Below are 18,554 nucleotides of genomic sequence, written 5' to 3'. Positions count from 1 at the left end.
GGCAGGCGTTAGGACTGGGCTGACCCGGATGCGCAGGCGGGCCGCTCACCGCGGGCCGGCGCGCTGCGGATGATCTCGGCAAGAGGGGGCTCGACATGGTGCCATACACAATCGATCGCGTGGCCGAGCTGGTGGAGAGCGTCTCGCGCCCGGTCGATCCGGACAAGCTGACGATCTTCTCGATCGTCCGCAACGAGATGGCCCTCTGCCCGGCGTTCTTCGACTATTACCGCAGCATCGGGGCCGAGCAGTTCCTGATCATCGACGACCGCTCCGACGACGGCACGCACGCGTGGCTCGAGGCGCAGCCCGACTGCTGCGTCGTGAGCATGTGGCTGCCCTATGGCGACGAGATCGAAATCCAGATCGAGGGGGCGGCGCCGCGGATGCAGCGCGCCGGCACCTTCTACAAGATCGCCCTGCCGCACCTGTGGATGGACGGCGGCTATGTCACCTATGTCGACGCCGACGAGTTCCTCTTCCTGCCTCCGGGGGTGAGCTCGCTGCAGGAGATCGCCGCGCGGCTGAAGGCCGAGGGCGCGGCCGCGGCGGTGGCCTCGGTGGTGGAGTTCTTTCCGGCTTCGGTGGGCGGGCTCGCGGGGCCTTTGCCGCAGAGCTTCGCCGGGCTGCTCGAGGCCTATCCCTATTTCCAGGCGGAGCGCCTGGTGGAGCTGTCGCCGCAGGGCGCGGAATTGGTCGGCGAGAGCAAGACCGCCCGGCTGTTCGAGCGCTACGCGGTCAAGCCGAGGGTCGAGCGCCGCGGCTGGCACCGCATCTACATGCCCTCGCGGGTGCGCAAGGCGCAGAGCTTCCAGAAGGCTGCCCGGCACAAGACCCCGATGGTCCTGCGCAGCAAGCACAGCGGCATGATCGACACCCACAACGCCAACCAGCCGCCCTCGCAGACCATCCTGCTGACGCTGGCGCATTTCGTCTATACGTCCGAATTCGCGGCCAAGATCGCGCGGGCAATCTCCTGGGGTGCGCATGCCAATGGTGCCGCCAAGTATCGCTACTACGCCGAGCTTCTGGAGAAGATGGACGGGGTGGAGAACGGCTTTCTCGACGAGAATTCCGTGCGTTACGAGGGGCCGGAGCAGCTCGTCGAGCTTGGCCTCATGCGCTGGTGAGCGCGTAGGGGGCCGAAGGCCAGAGCGCGCGCACCCGCGGCAGACGCTCGGCCGCGGCCTCGTAGGCAGGCCGGTAATGCGCCGCAATCTCGGCCAGAAGATCCTCGGGCAGGCTGCCCGAGCCCTTGGCCCGCGCGTTGACCGCCTGTCCGCCCTGCGATGGATCGGACGGGACCTGCGCGAAATCCGACAGCGCGGCGATCCCCTCGGGGGTAAAGAGATCCTCGAAGAGGCACAGAAAGCGATCCTCGGGGGCGAAGACCTGCTCGATCGCGGCGATCGTGCGGTCGTAGCGGCTGCGGGCCTCGGCCTCTTCGGTGGCGTAGAAGGCCCGCAGCGGTGCGGCGTTGGACTCTTCCGCCGAAAGCCGTTCCTTGGCCATTTCCATGCGCATGTGTGAGCGCAGCCGGTCCACCGGATCACGCATCGAGAAGATTGCCTTCACCGCGATGCCGCGTTCGGCGAACCCGTCGCGGATGCGCGCCAGCGTCTCGGGCGGCAGAGCGGCGTAGGAGGGGGTGATGTCGCCGGTGCGGACGATGCCGGGACGCGCCAGCAGCCCGGCGAAATAGTCGAAATACGCCTCGGGGTCGGACTGCAGCCGCCAGCGCAGATGCTGCGCCGGCTCGTGGGCGCCCACGGCGGTCTTGAGCCGCGCCCGCAGCCGCTCCTTCAGCGGCGGCGTGCGCACCTTGTAGCGGGCGAAGACGCCGCCAAGCTGGGGCTCCCAGACCTGGTACTCGCCGAGCCGGCCGAAGTCGCTGCCCTCTTGCCGGTTCAGGTAGGCCTGGATCCAGGTCGAGCCGCATTTCTGGCCGCCGAGGCCGAGGTAAAAGGTCTTTTGGGTCATGTCGCGGTCCTTGAGGCGGGATGAGAGGCGGCGCCGCCCCCGCCGCGCACAGCGCGGCAACTTATCTGTAAGGGGGCGCTGCCCCCGCCGCGCACAGCGCGGCAACTTATCTGTGAGGCGGCGCCGCCCCCACCGCGCACCGCGCGGATCCCCCGGATGTTTCTGGCTCGAAATATGCTCAGGCGTCGGGCGGGATGAGGCCGAGGCCGCGCAGGTAGATGCCGATGCCGCTTTCCAGCAGCTCATCGGCGGGGAAGGGCGACTGCGTGCCGGGTGAGTTGCGCGCGAAGAGCTCCACGACGCCGTGGCTCATTGCCCAGATATGGGCCGAGAACATCGCGGCGGGTGGCCGCTTTTCCGGAGGGATGTGCTGGGAGAGGTCCGAGGCGGCTTTCTCGAGCACGCCGCGGGCGTGGCGCGAGGCGCTGGCAAGCTCGGGCGAATGGTTCACCGACACGCCGCTTTCGAACATCGCGATGTAGTGGCCCGGATAGCGGCGGGCGAAGGCGAGGTAGGCGCGGCCCGTGGCCTCGAAGGCCGCGAGCGCCGAGGGCTGGCCGCTGTCGTAGGCGAACTGCATGAGATCTCCGAAGATCTCGTAGCCCTGCCGCGCCGCCTCGGCGATCAGATCCTCGCGCCCCGAGAAATGCCGGTAGACCGCGGCCGGGGTGACCCCGGCGCGTTTCGCCGCTTCCGAGAGGGTAAAGCCCGTGGGGCCCTTTTCCTCGATCAGTTCAAGCGCCGCCTCGACCAGCGCCTGGCGGAGATTGCCGTGGTGGTAGCCGCGTTTAGCCATCCCAGACTTCGGGCCCTCCGGCGATTTTGGGATCGGGCGCGCCGACGTTGCGCTCGTCCTTGCTGTCGTAGTCGAGATGGGTGAGCACGTGGCGGATCGCTTCGATCCGGGCCCGCTTTTTGTCGTCCGAGCGGATCACCGTCCAAGGGGCGGCGGCGGTATGGCTGCGCGACAGGGTTTCCTGGATCGCCGCGCCGTACTCGTCCCAGAGCTTCAGCCCCTCGACATCGATCGACGAGAGCTTCCACTGCTTCAGCGGGTCCTTTTCCCGCGCGAGGAAGCGCCGCAGCTGCTCGGCGCGGCCGACGTTGAGCCAAAACTTGAAGAGCTTGATTCCCTCCTCGACCAGCATCTTCTCGAAGTCCGGCACCTGGGCGAAGAAATGCTCGCGCTGCGCCTCGGTGCAGAAGCCGAAAACCTTTTCCACCACGCCGCGGTTGTACCAGCTGCGGTCGAAGAAGACGATCTCGCCGCCCGAGGGCAGGTGGTCGATGTAGCGCTGCAGGTACCATTGCGTCGCCTCGGTGTCCGAGGGCTTGCCGAGCGCCACGACCCGCGCGCCGCGCGGGTTGAGGTTCTCGCGAAAGCGCTTGATCGTGCCGCCCTTGCCGGCGGCGTCTCGCCCTTCGAAGAGGATGGCGACGCGCTCGCCGCTTTCTTTGACGTGGCGCTGCAGCTTCATCAGCTCGATCTGCAGCGCCGCCATCTGCTTGTCGTAGGCCTTGCCCTTCATCTCCTCGGAGTAGGGGTAGCTGGCCGAGAGGATGTCATCCTTGTCGGCGCGGCGAATGGCCTCGCGGATTTCCTTGGGGGCCTTCTTCTCGAAATAGGCGCTGATCGCGCCGTCGAAGGGCTTGGACACGGGCTTGGGTCCTTCGTGTTGAAATCTCACGCTCAATATGACGCTTCGGCGCGCCTAGCGCAAACCCGCGCGCGCGGCGGCCCGGGCGATGGCGGCATCCATCTGCGCCGGGCTGACGTGCTGCGGCATATGGCCGACGCGGGGCAGGGTGACGAGGTTGGCGCCGGGGATCTGCGCCGCCGTGGGCACCGAGTGGATCTGCAGCCCGACGGTGGTGTCGGCCTCGCCATGGATCAGTTCGACCGGCAGATCGAGCGCCGGGTAGCGGGGCGCGAGCGCGCGGATCTCGGCCTTGAGGCTGGCGCGCTGGCGGGCGTTGGCGTCGAGGCTCTCGCGCCGGAGCGTCAGCGGTGCGCCGATATGGGCGGCATAGCCCGCGGGCACCGGGTTGGGCGCAAAGACCTCGGTGATCGCCTCCTGCACCCTGTCATCAGGGGCGAAGGCGGCGATGGCGGGATTGGCCAGCGGCGCGAGCGGCCCGGCGGTCAGCTTGTAGAAGAACGGCAGCCCGCCCTCCCAGGGTTGCGAGGCGGCGCCCAGCAACACCAGCGCCGAGACCCGCTCGGGGTGGTTCGCCGCCCAGGCCAGCGCCACCGCGCCGCCGTAGGACTGGCCGACCACGATGGGGCGCGTCGCGCCGAGCTGCGTGGCCGCGGCCGAGAGCAGCGCAGCCTGCTCGAAAATGCTGTCGCCATCCGCCTCGGCCTCGGTATAGCCGAGCCCCGGGCGGTCGAAGGCGATGACGCGGTAATCGGGGCTCAGCCGCGAGACGGCGTCGAAGGTCCAGTCGCGCAGGTTGCCGCTGGCACCATGGATCAGCACCAGTGCAGGGCCGGAGCCCGCCTCGACGTAGTGCACGCGGCGGCCATCCACCTGAAGGAAACGGCCCTCTGGCGGGAAGGCCGCTTCGGCGGCGGCCTCTTCCCTGACGGCCTTGCTGCTGGTCAGCCCGCAGCCTGCCAGCAGCAGCGCGACGACGGGAAGCAGCGCCTGCCACATGGCTCAGGCCCCGACCTTCGCCGCGGCACGCCAGTCGGTGGACTCGCTGCCGATGCGGGAGAGGTCGAAGGGGGTGGTCATGTAGATCTCCGAGATCCAGTTGGTGAAAAGCAGATGCGCGTGGCTGCGCCAGCGGTTTTGCGGCTTCTTGCTGGGATCGTCGTTCGGGTAGTAGTTCGCCGGCACGTTGATCGGCTTGCCGGCCTCGACGTCGCGGTCGTACTCGTCCTTCAGCGTGGTGCTGTCGTACTCGAGGTGGTTGAAGATGTAGAGCGCGCGGTGCGCCTTGTCCTCGACCAGCGCCGGGCCGGTTTCGGGCGAGTCGATCAGCACAGGCAGGCCGGCGGCCTCGATCTCGTCCCGGCGCATTTCGGTCCAGCGCGACACCGGCATCACCATGTCGTCCGAGAAGCCGCGCAGGAAGGGCGAGGCGGGGGCGAGATTCTGGTGGCGCACGCAGCCGAAGGCCTTGTGATCCAGGCTGTGCTTCTTCACCCCGTGGAAATAGTTGATCATCGCCATGCCGCCCCAGCAGACGCCGAAAGTGGCGTGCACATGGGTCTGGCTCCAGTCGAAGACTCTGCGGAGCTCGTCCCAGTAGGTGACCTCGGAGAACTCCAGATGCTCGATCGGCGCGCCTGTGATAATCAGCCCGTCGAATTTCTCGCCGCTGGCCTCGACCTCGGAGAAGGGCCGGTAAAAGGCCTCCATGTGCTCGGCGGCGGTGTTCTTGGTCTGGTGCTCGGTCATGCGGATCAGCGACAGCTCGATCTGCAGCGGCGTCGCCCCGATGAGGCGCGCGAACTGGTTCTCGGTCTGGATCTTCTTGGGCATGAGATTGAGCAGCGCGATGCGCAAGGGGCGGATATCCTGCCGCGAGGCGCTGTCCTCGGACATGACCATCACGCCCTCGCGCGAGAGCACGTCGTAGGCGGGAAGGTCTTCGGGCAGCTTGATGGGCATGGAAATCGTCCTCTTGTCAGTTGCGTAGATGTATCCCTGCAGGGGCCATTGCTCAAGAGGCACGCCGGGATGGCGCAGGAGAGGGCGGACGGAAGGGCGACGCGCCAGTCCGCTACCCGCGCTGCCGCGGAAGACTCTCCCCTAGGATAAGGGCGCGGGGGGCCTTCGGGCCCAAATATCCCACTGCAGGCAGGCCGGGATTCCCCGCCCGCGCGGGGCTTGTGTTTTGCCGCGGCCTGTCGTTCTGTGATCCCAGATTCTGGAGGAGATCATTCATGCGCGCCGCCGTCCTGAGAGAATACAACGCCGATTTGTCGATCGAGGAGGTGGAGATGCCCGCCTGTCCCGACGACGGGGTGGTGCTGAAGGTGCTTGCCTGCGGGGTCTGCCGCTCGGACTGGCACGGCTGGTCGGGCGAGCATCCTCGGGTCAAGCCGGGGCAGATTCAGGGGCACGAGTATTGCGGCGAGGTGGTCGAGGCCGGGCCGGGCTCGCAATGGCAGGTGGGCGACAAGCTGGTTGCGCCCTTCATCCTCGCCTGCGGCACCTGCCCGCAGTGCCGCGAGGGGCAGCAGCATACCTGCTTCGATCAGCGCCTCCCGGGCTTCATCGAGCCGGGCGCCTTTGCCGAATACGTCGCCGTGCCGCGCGATTTCAACCTCGCCCGGCTGCCCGAGGGCATGTCGCCGACTTTGGCGGCGGGTCTCGGCTGCCGGGTGACCACCGCCTGGCACGCGCTCACCGGGCGCGCGGCGCTGCAGGGCGGCGAGTGGCTGGCGGTACATGGCACCGGCGGCATCGGGCTTTCCGCGGCGATCCTCGGCCGGGCTCTGGGCGCGCATGTGGTGGTCGTCGACGTCGTGCCCGAGAAGCTTGAGCACGCGCTCTCGCTCGGCATGGACGCAGCGGTGAACGCCGCCGAGGAGGATGCGGCAGCGAAGATCAAGGAGATCACCGGCGGCGGGGCCCATGTCAGCGTCGAGGCGCTGGGTATTCCGCAGACGGTTAACGCCTCGATCCGCTGCCTGCGCCCGCTCGGGCGGCATGTACAGGTTGGGATGCCGGTCGGGCATCACGCCGTGCAGGAGGTGGACATGAATGCCGTCTACATGGCCAATCTTGCGCTTTACGGCACGCGCGGGATGCCCTCGCACCGCTATCCGTCGCTGCTTGGATTGATCACGCGGGGAAAGGTGGATATGAGCCCTCTCATCGCGCGCGAGATTCCCCTCAGCCAGGCCGGGGCGGAGCTGGCGGCGTTCAATGGGCCGACGCCTCCGGGCGTGGCCGTGATCACCGATTTCACCCGCTGATGCGGGGCGGCGCCGCAGCGCGTCGCAAGGCCGTTCAGGAGAGTGCCCATGAAAGCCGCCGTCATCGTCTTCCCCGGATCGAACTGCGATCGTGATCTGAAGATGGCCTTCGAACAGGCCGGGCTCGAGGTCGAGATGGTCTGGCACAAGGACACCACGCTGCCTGCGGGCGTCGACATCGTCGGCCTGCCGGGCGGCTTCTCCTATGGCGATTACCTGCGCTGCGGTGCCATCGCCGCCAACTCGCCGATCTGCCAGGGCGTGAAGGCCCATGCCGAGCGCGGCGGCTACGTCTTCGGCGTCTGCAACGGCTTCCAGATCCTCACCGAGACCGGGCTGCTGCCGGGGGCGCTGCTGCGCAACGCGAACCTCAAGTACATCTGCCGCACGGTGGGTCTGGAAGTGGCCGAGAGCCAGTCCGTCTTTACCCGCGGCTACGAGATGGGCGAGAAGATCGGCATCCCGATCGCGCATCACGACGGCAATTACACCGCCGACGCTGCGACGCTGGACATGCTCGAGGGCGAGGGACGCGTGGCCTTCCGCTACACCGACAACCCCAATGGCGCGGACCGCGACATCGCCGGCATCCTTTCGGAAAACCGCCGTGTTCTCGGGATGATGCCGCACCCCGAGCGGGCCTGCGATCCGTCGCAGGGCAACGAGGACGGTGCGCGTCTTTTCGCCAATCTGACGGCGGCGCTCGCCGAGGCTTGACCGGCACCGCTTGAGCCGGCCCGGCGCCCGGCGTAAGTTGGGCGCCATGTCGGAGACCACGCGTGACAAGAAAGACAGACGGCGTTCGGGCCCGCTGAGTTGGCGGGTGCGGGCGGCGCTTATCCTTTTGCTGGTGCTGGCGGTCAGCACGGTGTGGATCACCAACGTCCTGCTCACCGACCGTTCCACCGCCTCGACGCGCAACCGCGCCGAGCTGCGGCTGGCGCTCTATTCCGGCAATATCCTGTCCGAGTTGCGCCGCAATGCCATCGTGCCGCAGTTGCTGGCGCGCGATCCGGCCCTGATCGGGGCGCTGAACTCGGGAGACTTCAGCCAGTCGACGCAGCGGCTGATTTCCTATGTCGACGAGATCGGGGCGGCCTCGCTGATGCTGCTCGACCGCGACGGGCGCACCGTGGCGGCCACCGACCGCAACCGGCTTGGCTCGAACCACCGCTCCGAGGCCTATTACGTCGACGCGCTGCGTGCCAATACCACCGTCTTTACCGTGCAGGAGCGCGAGGCGGGGGGCTACGCCTTCACCTATTCGCGGCGCATGGAGAGCCAGAACTCCTCCATCGGCGTGATCATGGTCGAGGTCGATCTGGCGAAGTTTGAACGGGCCTGGGCAGGGATCACCGATGCCGTCGCCGTGCTCGATTCCGAGGGGCGGATCATCCTTGCCACCGAGCCGCGCTGGCGCGGGCTCACCATGGACGAGGCCCTGGCAAAGCAGCCCGCCGAGAATGCCATCGAGCGCGCCATCAAGGCCACCGCCGACTGGACCGCGCTGCCCGCCGATGCCTACCTGCGCGGCGAGGCGGTGATGCGCATCGACGGGCGCATTCCCTTCCGCGGATGGACCATGGCGACCTTCACCACCTATGCCTCGGTGCGCGAGAAGGTGAACGCCGTGCTGGCGCTCGAGATCATGGCCTTTGCTCTGCTGACCGCGCTGGCCTTCTACGCGCTGTCGCGCAAGACCGCGCTGCGCATGGCCCTCTTCCAGCGCGAGAGCGTCGAGCTGCGCGCGCTGAACGCGCGGCTGCAGCGCGAGATCGCAGAGCGTGAGAAGGTGCAGAAGGATCTGGCCAGTGCCGAGCAGACGCTCGAGCAGAGCTCGAAGCTGGCCGCCCTCGGCGAGATGTCCGCCGCCGTCAGCCACGAGCTGAACCAGCCGCTGGCGGCGATGAAAACCTACCTCGCGGGGGCGCGGCTGCTGCTCAAGCGCAACCGCCCCGAGGAGGCGATGACCGCCTTTTCCCGCATCGACGACCTGATCGAGCGCATGGGGGCGATCACCCGCCAGCTCAAGAGCTACGCGCGCAAGGGGCAGGCGAATTTCGTGCCGGTCGACATGGGCGAGGCATTGGCCTCCTCGCTGTCGATGATGGAGCCGCAGCTGAAGGCGCGGCGGGTGCGGATCTCCAAGATTCTTCCCGACCTGCCAGTGATGGTGATGGGCGACCGGATGCGCATCGAGCAGGTCCTGGTGAACCTGCTGCGCAATGCCATCGACGCGACCAAATCCGTTGCCAACCCCGAGATCGAGATCATCCTCGCCAGCGGCGAGACGGCGACGCTCAGCGTGCGCGACAACGGCCACGGCATCGAGGATCTCGATGCGCTGTTCGAGCCCTTCTACACCACCAAGCAGCCCGGCGACGGCACCGGCCTCGGCCTCGCGATCTCCTCGGGGATCGTCACCGACCTCGGTGGACGCCTCTCGGCACGCAACGGGACCGAAGGGGGGGCTGTTTTCGAGATGCAATTGCCTATCTTGAACGAAAGCCCCGCCGCGGCAGAGTGAGCCGCGGGCGATGACGAGTAAGTTACCGCGCAAGACGCGCGCCAAGACCACAACAAAAGGCGACCAGACCGAATGACCAAAGCCATGAAGATCGCCATCGTCGACGATGAAAAGGACATGCGCCAGTCGATCAGCCAGTGGCTGGCCCTGTCTGGCTATGACACCGAGACCTACTCCAGCGCCGAAGAGGCGCTTGGCGCGGTGGGCGCGGATTACCCGGGCATCGTGATCTCGGACATCCGCATGCCGGGGATGGATGGCATCCAGTTCCTGCGCAAGCTGATGGGCAACGACTCGGCGCTGCCCGTCATCATGATCACCGGCCACGGCGACGTGCCCATGGCCGTCGAGGCGATGCGGATCGGGGCCTATGACTTCCTCGAGAAGCCTTTCAACCCGGACCGCATGTCGGAGCTGGCGAAGAAAGCCACCAATGCCCGCCGCCTGACGCTCGACAACCGGGTGCTGCGCCGCGAGCTTTCGGACGGCGGCCAGCTGATGAGCAAGCTCATCGGCCAGAGCCCGGCGATGGAGCGGCTGCGCGAGGACGTGCTCGATCTGGGCCAGGCCGATGGCCACGTGCTGATCGACGGCGAGACCGGCACCGGCAAGACGCTGATCGCCCACGCGCTGCACGCGGTGGGCTCGCGCGCCGGCAAGAAGTTCGTGCTGATCTCCTGCGCGGCGATGGACGAGGACGCGCTGATGCGCCGCCTCTTCGGCCCGATGCAGCCCGAGGACACCCGTCTTCCGGCGATCGAGGAGGCGCGCGGCGGCACGTTGGTGCTCGAGGACATCGAAAGCCTCTCGGACGCCTCGCAGGCGCGACTCCTGTCGGTGATCAACGATCAGGGCACCCCACCTGAAACCCGCATCATCGCCATCTGCAACCTGCAGGACGAGGGCCGCACCTGCGAGACCGCGCTGCGCCCCGACCTTTACTACCGTCTTGCCGCGCTGAAGATCACCGTGCCGCCGCTGCGCCAGCGCGGCGAGGACATCCTGACGCTCTTCACCCGCTTCTCCGAGCAGTTCTCGGATGAATACGGCTGCGACGCGCCGCAGGTCTCGGCTCAGGAGGCGGCGCAGCTGCTGCAGGCGCCCTGGCCCGGAAACGTGCGCCAGCTGATCAACCTTGCCGAGCGCGCGGTGCTGCAGTCGCGTCGTGGGACAGGCACCATCGCCTCGCTGCTGATGAATGACCACGAGGACATGCAGCCGGTGATGACCACCGAGGGCAAGCCGCTGAAGGAATACGTGGAAGCGTTCGAGCGGATGCTGATCGACAACACCATGCGCCGCCACAAGGGCTCGATCTCCTCGGTGATGGACGAGCTCTGCCTGCCGCGCCGGACGCTGAACGAGAAGATGGCCAAATACGGCCTGCAGCGGTCGGACTACCTCTGAGCGCCGCGCGCGTAGACGAGGTCACGGAACCAAGGATCGACGCCGCCCGGCTCCCGGGCGGCGTTTCGCTTTGCCCGCCTTGTGCCAAGGCGCGGCGTATATCTCTTCGGCCGGGGCACTTATTAACAACTCCTTAAGGTTTTCCATAAAGCTTGATGTAACCGGCGTGCCTCTGCGCGTGGCGGGAATTGTGTTGGGGGCCGGCATCCGCGTCTGCGCCCCGGGTTTTCGACTTGGGATTTCACGTAACGGAGGTGCCGGCTCCATGATTAGCGATTTGCCGGACCACGATGCCTTCGGCCAGGATGACCTGCCGGTTTCCGAACTCGACGCCTTTCTGGACAGGATCGGCGCCTCGGCCCTGCCATTGACCGGGGCCGTCGCCTGTCTTGTGGACCTTCCGCCCGAGGTCGTTGGACCGCGCGCGGTACGCTTGGCGGCGCCGCTCGAGGGGCCCGTTGCCGAAAGCCTGCGCAACCTAGTGGACAATCGCCCCGAAGCGCTGGCGCTGCAACAGCGCAGACGGACCGTCGAAGCCGTCGTGAAGGGCCGGCGCCTGTGTTTCCTGATCGAGCGGATCGGCAGCGGCCGGAGTTCGCATCCGGCGTTGCCGCTGGGCACCATCGTGCTCGGCTTCAATGCCGACGAGGTCAGCATTGCCGCGGCAGAGACGGCCTCGGCGCCTTTCATCGCCATGCTCGCTGCGCTGCTTGTCGAGCGCCGCGGGAAGATCGCGATGGCGCAGGACATGGCCGCGCTCGGGCGTCAGGCGGCAGAACTGCAGCGACGGGTGCAGAAGGATGCGCTCTCCGGGCTCGACAATGCCGACGCCTTCCGGGCGCAGGCGCGCGAGACCCTGGGCGCGGGGCGCGGGCCTTATGCGCTGGTGCTCATGGACTTGGATAACTTCAAGCAGATCAATGATCTGCACGGGCATCAGTTCGGCGACATCTACCTGCGTGCCATCGCCAGGGCGCTGCAGGGCAGCGTCCCGTCCGACTCCCGGCTCGGGCGGATCGGTGGGGATGAGTTTGCGCTGCTGCTGCGCCTGCCCGCGGATGCGGAGGTGGCGCTGCTGCAAGTGATGCGGGCCTGCAGCGCGGCGAGCGCCCGCTTGGCCGAGACCATGGGAAAGTCCGAGCTGGGCGGGATCAGCATGGGCGCTGCGCTTTACCCGCGCCATGGCGAAAGCTACGACACCCTGTTCGAACAGGCCGACACGGCGCTCTATGCGGCCAAGGAGGCCGGGCGCGGCGCCGCGGTGATCTTCGATCCGCATCGCCACCTGCGTTTCAGCCTGCGCGAGCTCATGCGAAATTTCGCCGGGGCGTTGGCCGCAGGAGAGATAGGGCCGGTCTTTCACCCGGTGGTCGACCTCGCCACCGGGCAGTGTACCGGCTACGAGGTTCTGGCCCGCTGGCGCGGTGAGAACGGCGAGATCATCGGCCCCGAGCTCTTTTACCCGATCTTCGAGAACCCGGTTCTGGCCGAACAGTTGACCCGCAGCATGATCGTGCAGTCCACCGAGATTCTGCGCGGGCTGCCAGTGCGCACGGCGGTCGCGGGCGCCCCCCTGCGCATCGGCATCAACGTCACCGGCTTCGACCTGCACAACCCCCGTTTCACGGGCGATTTCGGAAGGCTGCTCTCGGACCTCGGGCTGCCTTGGCAGGCGATCGTGATCGAGGTGCCCGAGACGGTGATCCTGGGAGAGACAGGGGGGCGTGTCTTCGAGTCATTGAGTGAGTTGCGCGCCTGCGGGGCAAAAATCGCGCTCGACGACTTCGGCACCGGCTACGGCAGTCTGCGCCATCTCGGCGCTTGGCCGATCGACATGCTGAAAATAGACCGTCAGTTCGTGCAGGGGCTCAGCGCGCATCCGCGCGACCGCGCCGTGGTCGAGGCGATCCTCGGCATGGCGCGGCGCTTCGGCTTCCGCGTCGTGGCCGAGGGGATCGAGACCCCCGGCCAGCTCAGCTACCTCAGGGCCATGGGCTGCGACGCAGGGCAGGGGCATATGATTTCTCCCCCGCTCTGCGGCGAAGTGCTGGCGCAGGCGCCGCTGATCTACCCAATCGGCGAATGGGCTCCGGACGAGGGCTAGTCGCGCAAGAACCGGCGCCGGGCCTCCTCGGCCATGGATTGCTTCATCTGCAGAACGGCAAGCTCGGCCATGGCCGCCTTGCGCGCCTCGGGGTCGGTCAGTCGGGCCAGACGCTGCTGCTGCGCGGCGACCTGCTTCTTGAGGGTGATTTCCTCGGGCAGGGCGCCGGCCTCGGCCATCAGTCGGAACCCCATGGCCTCGCCGGGGTCGAGATGCGCCTCGCCGCTGCGATCGGGCAGGGGACGCCCCTCACCCTCCAGGCCCTGCAGCTTGCCCTCGACCAGCGACTTCAGGATCCGGCGTTCCGTGAGCCGGTTCAGCCATGACATGACAAGGCCCACCCTTTCATAAAAAAGGATGGGCCCTTGGATTGCCTGAAGCAAGAGGGGTGCGGCGATCAGTAGCCGCGCCAGATCCAGCCGCCACCGAAGATGCGGCTGCCTTCGGGGGCATAGAACACGCAGGCCTGGCCCGGGCTGACGCCTTCCTCTGGGGTCAGAAGTTCGACCTCGGCGGTGGTGTCGCTGAGCGGGCGGATGATCGCGTCGCGCGGCGGGCGGGTGGAGCGGACCTTGACCTTCAGGTGCCATTCGTCGCGGCTGGTGAAGGGCTCATCGCCGAGCCAGTTGATCTCGCGGACCGGAATGACGCGGGTCGCCAGCATCTCCTTGGGGCCAACCACGACCTGCTTGGCGTCGACGTCAAGTTTCACCACGTAGAGCGGCTCGTCGAGCCCGCCGATGCCAAGGCCGCGGCGCTGGCCGATGGTGTAGTGGATGACGCCCTTGTGGGTGCCGAGCTTGCGCCCGTCCGCATGCACGATCTCGCCCGGCTCCGCGGCACCGGGGCGGAGCTTCTCGATCACCGAGGCGTAGTTGCCGTCGGGCACGAAGCAGATGTCCTGGCTGTCGGGCTTGTCGGCCACCGAAAGCCCGTACTTGGCGGCCAGCGCACGGGTCTCGGCCTTGCTCTTGAGGTGCCCCAGCGGGAAGCGCAGGTAAGAGAGCTGCTCGGGGGTGGTCGAGAAGAGAAAATAGCTCTGGTCCCGGTTCGCATCGGCGGCCGAGTGCAGCTCGGCGCCTTCGGCACCATCCATGCGCTGAATGTAGTGACCAGTGGCCATGCAGTCTGCATCGAGATCCTTGGCGGTCTCCAGCAGGTCCTTGAACTTCACCCGCTCGTTGCAGCGGATGCAGGGCACCGGGGTGGCCCCGCCAAGGTAGCTCTCGGCAAACTCGTCGATCACCGCGTCCTTGAAGATGTTCTCGTAGTCCAGCACGTAGTGCGGGAAACCCATCTGCTCGGCGACCCGGCGCGCGTCGTGGATGTCGACGCCGGCGCAGCAGGCGCCCTTCTTGGCCAGCGCCGCGCCGTGATCGTAGAGTTGCAGCGTCACGCCGACCACGTCGTAGCCTTCCTCGGCCAGCATGGCGGCGACGACGGAGCTGTCCACGCCGCCAGACATGGCGACGACCACCCGCGTGTCGGCGGGGGATTTCGCAAAGCCAAGCGAGTTCAGGGTCTGGGTATCGAGGGCCATCATCAATCTCCGGGAGTCCGGGGGAATATAGGAAAATGCGTCATACTAACAAGGGCGCGTTTTAGACAGCGTTAAATCGCGCAAGGCCATTATGCGTCACCCCCATAGCTGGATCGCGCTGCGAAGGGGGGGCGGTGGAGGTGCTGGAATCCTCCCGACGGGAGGCGCCGAAGAGACCCGCAAAAACCCGGCATCCTGCGCGACAGTAGTATGGCCGAAGCGCCGCCCCGATGAAACTGGTGCGGCAATGGCCGGGCCATGGGAAAGCCCACGATAGAGGGCCACGATAGAGGGCCATGGACGCAGGCATGGGACGTGAGAACAGGGGACACTCGCACGAGGGGGGCAACCGAATGGGCGGCCTCCAGCCGGAGCGATGACGACGAGGGGCGAGGACCACCCGAGGAGACGACCTCACGGTGCGATCATACCGGACGAGCACACGGGACGACGACCATGTACCTCAAGAAGATCGATGGCCCGCGCGCGGTGACGTTGCCTGATGGTTCGATCATGACACGGGCCGATCTCCCACCGCCAGAGACGCGGCGCTGGGTGGCCTCCCGCAAGGCCGCCGTCGTGCGCGCCGTGCGTCATGGGCTCCTGACAGACCAGCAGGCGATGGAGCGCTATGCGCTCAGCGCCGAGGAACTGGCCGAATGGGTCAAGGCCGTCTCCAGCCACGGAGAGGAGGCGCTCAAGGCCACGCTGGTGCAGCGGTTCCGCTGAGGGGCGAATGACGACACATGGGGCTCATGGCGCTTATGGGGCTTTGGGGGGCTCGCGAAACGCCCGGCATCGCTGGCTTTACCTTGGGGACGGCGGACGTCCTGCCTGGCACGCAAGGTCAGGTTCACCTCGGTGCGGAAATTGGCGCGACCTATCCTTATGAGATTCTTTCGAAAGTTGATTGCCCACTCAAGTTCTCTAGACTGATCTCGGCTGGGGTAAAGAACCATTAACTAAATTGGGACAGGCTCGGCGCAGGGGTAGAGATTAGCGGAGACGGCCATGCGCATCCTTTTGGTTGAAGACGATCCGACCACGTCGAAGAGCATCGAGCTGATGCTGAACCACGCGAACCTGAACGTCTACGCCACAGATCTCGGGGAAGAGGGCATCGATCTTGCGAAGCTCTACGACTACGATCTGATCCTGCTCGACCTGAATCTGCCGGATATCCACGGGCACGAGGTGCTGCGCCAGCTGCGGATGGCGCGAATCAATACGCCGATTCTGATTCTGTCCGGAGCGGACGACACCGAGAACAAGATCAAGGGATTCGGCTTTGGCGCCGACGACTACCTGACAAAGCCCTTCCACCGCGACGAGCTGGTGGCGCGCATCCATGCGATCATCCGCCGCTCCAAGGGACACTCGCAGTCGATCATCCGTACCGGGAAGGTGTCGGTGAACCTCGACGCCAAGACCGTCACTGTCGGCGAGCGCTCCGTGCATCTGACCGGAAAGGAATACCAGATGCTCGAGCTGCTCTCGCTGCGCAAGGGCACGACGCTGACCAAGGAGATGTTTCTCAACCACCTCTACGGCGGGATGGATGAGCCCGAGCTCAAGATCATCGATGTCTTCATCTGCAAGCTGCGCAAGAAGCTCTCGGAAGCCACGGGGGACGAGAATTACATCGAGACTGTCTGGGGGCGCGGATACGTGCTGCGCGATCCCGAGCCGCCGGTTGGCGCCTTGGCGGTGAACGCCTGACTCTGGACGTGCTCCGCCGCGCGCCCTATCACGTCTGCTAAAAGGCGTGAGCAAGGAATGCGGCAATGGCCCAGAACGTGGCGGAGAAACCGGTAGAGGCACTGACCGAAACGGAGGCACGGGACGAGCTTGCCCGGCTCGCCGATCTGCTTGCACAGGCCAACGTCGCCTACCACACCGAGGACGCGCCCGAGATCTCGGACGCCGACTATGACGCGCTGAAGCGCCGCAACCTCGAGATCGAGGAGCGTTTCCCCGAGCTCAAGCGCAAGGACAGTCCCAGCGAACAGGTCGGCGCTCCGCTGGCCGAAGGGTTCTCCAAGGTTCGCCATGCGGTTGCCATGCTCTCGCTCGGAAATGCCTTCGAGCCGGAGGAGGTCGAGGAGTTCGACGCCCGCATCCGCCGCTACCTTGCTCTCGAAGGCGGCGCTGGGCTGGCCTATACCGCCGAGCCGAAGATCGACGGGCTCTCGCTCTCGCTGCGCTATGAACAGGGCGAACTGGTGCAGGCCGCCACCCGCGGCGACGGCACCGTGGGGGAGAACGTCACCGCCAACGCCCGCACCATCGCCGATATCCCGCAGAGCTTGACCGGCGCGCCGGACGTGCTGGAGGTGCGCGGCGAGGTCTACATGAGCCACGAGGATTTCTCCGCTCTGAACGAACGGCAGGAGGCTCGCGGCGGAAAGCTCTTCGCCAACCCGCGCAACGCCGCCGCCGGCTCGCTGCGCCAGCTCGACGCCGAGATCACCCGCGCCCGCCCGCTGCGCTTCTTCGCCTATGCCTGGGGCGAGCTTTCGGGTTCGCTGGCTGAAACACAAATGGGCTCCATTGAACGGCTGCAGGCGCTGGGCTTCCAGACCAACCCGCTCACGCAGCTTTGCGACGGCCCGCGCGAGATGATCGCGCACTACCGCAAGATCGAGGAACAGCGCGCCACGCTCGGCTATGACATCGACGGCGTCGTCTACAAGGTCAACGATCTGGCTCTGCAGGGGCGTTTGGGGTTCCGCTCGACAACCCCGCGTTGGGCCATCGCGCATAAGTTTCCGGCCGAGCTGGCCTGGACCCGGCTCGAGGCGATCGACATCCAGGTCGGCCGCACCGGCGCGCTCAGCCCGGTGGCGCGGCTGACCCCGGTCACCGTGGGCGGTGTCGTGGTGTCGAACGCCACGCTGCACAACGAGGATTACATCGCCGGGCGCGACGCCAAAGGGGAGGTGATCCGCCCCGATCCCGAGGGGGGCGCCAAGGATATCCGCATCGGCGATTGGGTGCAGGTCTACCGCGCCGGCGACGTGATCCCCAAGGTGGCGGACGTCGACCTCGGCAAACGCCCCGAGGGCGCGCAGCCCTACGTCTTCCCCGCGACTTGCCCGGAATGCGGCTCCGAGGCGATCCGAGAAGAGGGCGACGCCGTGCGCCGCTGCACGGGCGGGCTCGTCTGCCCGGCGCAGGCGGTGGAGAAGCTCAAGCACTTCGTCTCGCGCGCTGCCTTCGACATCGAAGGGCTCGGCGCCAAGCAGGTCGAGCAGTTCTATCGCGACGGCTGGATCAAGGAGCCGGCGGACATCTTCGAGCTGAAGACACGCTACGGCTCGGGCATGCAGCAGCTCAAGAACCGCGAGGGCTGGGGCGAGAAAAGCGCCTCGAACCTTTTCGACGCCATCGACGAGAAGCGGAAGATAGAGCTCAACCGGGTGATCTTTGCGCTTGGCATGCGCCACGTCGGCGAGGTGGTCGCCAAGGACCTGGCGAAACACTACCTCGGCTGGGCCGCGATGATCTCTGCCGTCGACGAGGCGGTCCCGGCGGTCGAGCGCTACCGCAAGGCCGAGGCCGCCGTCGAGGACGAGCGCAAGGCCGCCGCCGCAGAAGGCCGCCGCGCCCGCATCAAGGAGACGCAGGACGCGGTCTGGGCCGAGGAGCCGAAGGTGCCGCAGGAGGCGCGCGCCGCCTGGGACGATCTGGTGGGCATCGACGGCATCGGCGCCATCGTCGCCGTCTCGCTGGTGACCTCGCTGCATCAGGAGGCCGAGCGCGCCTCGGTGGACCGGCTGGTGGCGCATCTCGACATTCAGGACGCCGAGCGCCCGGCGACGGAGGGCAGCCCGGTCGCCGGGCTCACCGTGGTGTTCACCGGGTCGCTGGAAAAGATGACCCGGGCCGAGGCCAAGGCCCGCGCCGAGGCGCTGGGGGCCAAGGTCTCGGGCTCGGTGTCCAAGAAGACCGACATCGTCGTCGCCGGGCCCGGCGCGGGCAGCAAGGAGGCCAAGGCCAAGGAACTCGGCGTGCGGCTCATGGATGAGGACGCATGGCTTGCGCTGATCGGCGGATGAGCGCG

At 67.0% G+C, this 18,554-nt stretch carries 16 protein-coding genes; 9 read left to right on the top strand and 7 right to left on the bottom strand.

Going from position 1 to position 18,554, the window contains the following annotated elements:
* Positions 1-95 precede the first annotated feature (95 nt).
* Positions 96-1,130 (top strand): glycosyltransferase family 2 protein, encoded by a 1,035-nt coding sequence (locus tag CEW88_RS08350; protein ID WP_108965862.1) that lies wholly within the window; start codon positions 96-98, stop codon positions 1,128-1,130.
* Here the strand turns inward: CEW88_RS08350 and CEW88_RS08345 are convergent.
* The 5 genes from CEW88_RS08345 to CEW88_RS08325 all read right to left on the bottom strand — a co-directional run bounded on the left by CEW88_RS08345 (position 1,117) and on the right by CEW88_RS08325 (position 5,600).
* A complete protein-coding gene (locus CEW88_RS08345; protein WP_108965860.1) occupies positions 1,117-1,980 on the bottom strand; it encodes a sulfotransferase family protein in 864 nt (287 codons plus the stop codon). The genes CEW88_RS08350 and CEW88_RS08345 overlap by 14 nt on opposite strands.
* A 178-nt stretch (positions 1,981-2,158) precedes the next feature.
* Entirely contained in the window at positions 2,159-2,776 is a 618-nt protein-coding gene (locus tag CEW88_RS08340) for a TetR/AcrR family transcriptional regulator (protein WP_108965857.1), read from the bottom strand.
* Positions 2,769-3,638 carry a polyphosphate kinase 2 gene (gene ppk2, locus CEW88_RS08335; RefSeq protein WP_108965855.1) on the bottom strand — a complete coding sequence of 290 codons (870 nt, stop codon included), beginning with the start codon at positions 3,636-3,638 and terminating at the stop codon, positions 2,769-2,771. Before ppk2 ends, CEW88_RS08340 begins: the two co-directional genes overlap by 8 nt.
* Before the next feature lie 54 nt (positions 3,639-3,692).
* Entirely contained in the window at positions 3,693-4,637 is a 945-nt protein-coding gene (locus CEW88_RS08330; RefSeq protein ID WP_108965853.1) for an alpha/beta fold hydrolase, read from the bottom strand.
* Between the two features lie 3 nt (positions 4,638-4,640).
* Positions 4,641-5,600 (bottom strand): homoserine O-succinyltransferase, encoded by a 960-nt coding sequence (locus CEW88_RS08325; protein ID WP_108965851.1) that lies wholly within the window; start codon positions 5,598-5,600, stop codon positions 4,641-4,643.
* A 275-nt stretch (positions 5,601-5,875) separates the two neighbouring features.
* On the opposite strand from CEW88_RS08325, the gene CEW88_RS08320 reads away from it, so the two are divergent.
* The 5 genes from CEW88_RS08320 (at position 5,876) to CEW88_RS08300 (ending at position 12,951) form a co-directional block, all read left to right on the top strand.
* On the top strand, positions 5,876-6,913 hold the full coding sequence (locus CEW88_RS08320; protein ID WP_108965849.1) for a zinc-binding dehydrogenase: 1,038 nt from the start codon (positions 5,876-5,878) through the stop codon (positions 6,911-6,913).
* Positions 6,914-6,961: 48 nt separating this feature from the next.
* The gene (purQ, locus tag CEW88_RS08315; protein ID WP_108965846.1) at positions 6,962-7,630 is read left to right on the top strand and encodes a phosphoribosylformylglycinamidine synthase subunit PurQ; all 669 of its coding nucleotides are present in this window, start codon (positions 6,962-6,964) and stop codon (positions 7,628-7,630) included.
* 46 nt (positions 7,631-7,676) lie between these two features.
* On the top strand, positions 7,677-9,440 hold the full coding sequence (locus CEW88_RS08310; protein WP_108965844.1) for a sensor histidine kinase: 1,764 nt from the start codon (positions 7,677-7,679) through the stop codon (positions 9,438-9,440).
* Between the two features lie 72 nt (positions 9,441-9,512).
* Positions 9,513-10,847: a sigma-54-dependent transcriptional regulator gene (locus tag CEW88_RS08305; RefSeq protein WP_095883317.1), complete on the top strand. Its 1,335-nt coding sequence runs from the start codon at positions 9,513-9,515 to the stop codon at positions 10,845-10,847.
* A gap of 265 nt (positions 10,848-11,112) precedes the next feature.
* Complete coding sequence (locus CEW88_RS08300) at positions 11,113-12,951, top strand: putative bifunctional diguanylate cyclase/phosphodiesterase (RefSeq protein WP_108965842.1); 1,839 nt, start codon at positions 11,113-11,115, stop codon at positions 12,949-12,951.
* Here the strand turns inward: CEW88_RS08300 and CEW88_RS08295 are convergent.
* Entirely contained in the window at positions 12,948-13,280 is a 333-nt protein-coding gene (locus CEW88_RS08295; protein WP_108965840.1) for a DUF1992 domain-containing protein, read from the bottom strand. The two genes, CEW88_RS08300 and CEW88_RS08295, sit on opposite strands and share 4 nt — an antisense overlap.
* Before the next feature lie 68 nt (positions 13,281-13,348).
* Entirely contained in the window at positions 13,349-14,491 is a 1,143-nt protein-coding gene (mnmA, locus tag CEW88_RS08290; RefSeq protein ID WP_108967649.1) for a tRNA 2-thiouridine(34) synthase MnmA, read from the bottom strand.
* 456 nt (positions 14,492-14,947) lie between these two features.
* On the opposite strand from mnmA, the gene sciP reads away from it, so the two are divergent.
* The 3 genes from sciP to ligA all read left to right on the top strand — a co-directional run bounded on the left by sciP (position 14,948) and on the right by ligA (position 18,549).
* Positions 14,948-15,220, top strand: a complete 273-nt coding sequence (gene sciP, locus CEW88_RS08285) for a CtrA inhibitor SciP (protein ID WP_108965839.1) — start codon at positions 14,948-14,950, stop codon at positions 15,218-15,220.
* A gap of 282 nt (positions 15,221-15,502) precedes the next feature.
* The gene (gene ctrA / locus CEW88_RS08275) at positions 15,503-16,210 is read left to right on the top strand and encodes a response regulator transcription factor CtrA (protein WP_108965835.1); all 708 of its coding nucleotides are present in this window, start codon (positions 15,503-15,505) and stop codon (positions 16,208-16,210) included.
* A 65-nt stretch (positions 16,211-16,275) separates the two neighbouring features.
* A complete protein-coding gene (gene ligA, locus CEW88_RS08270; RefSeq protein ID WP_108965833.1) occupies positions 16,276-18,549 on the top strand; it encodes an NAD-dependent DNA ligase LigA in 2,274 nt (757 codons plus the stop codon).
* The last annotated feature ends 5 nt before the right edge of the window (positions 18,550-18,554 follow it).

The sequence above is a fragment of the Alloyangia pacifica genome (genome assembly GCF_003111685.1).
Taxonomy (GTDB): domain Bacteria; phylum Pseudomonadota; class Alphaproteobacteria; order Rhodobacterales; family Rhodobacteraceae; genus Salipiger; species Salipiger pacificus_A.
This window is presented reverse-complemented; position numbering and strand designations above follow the sequence as displayed.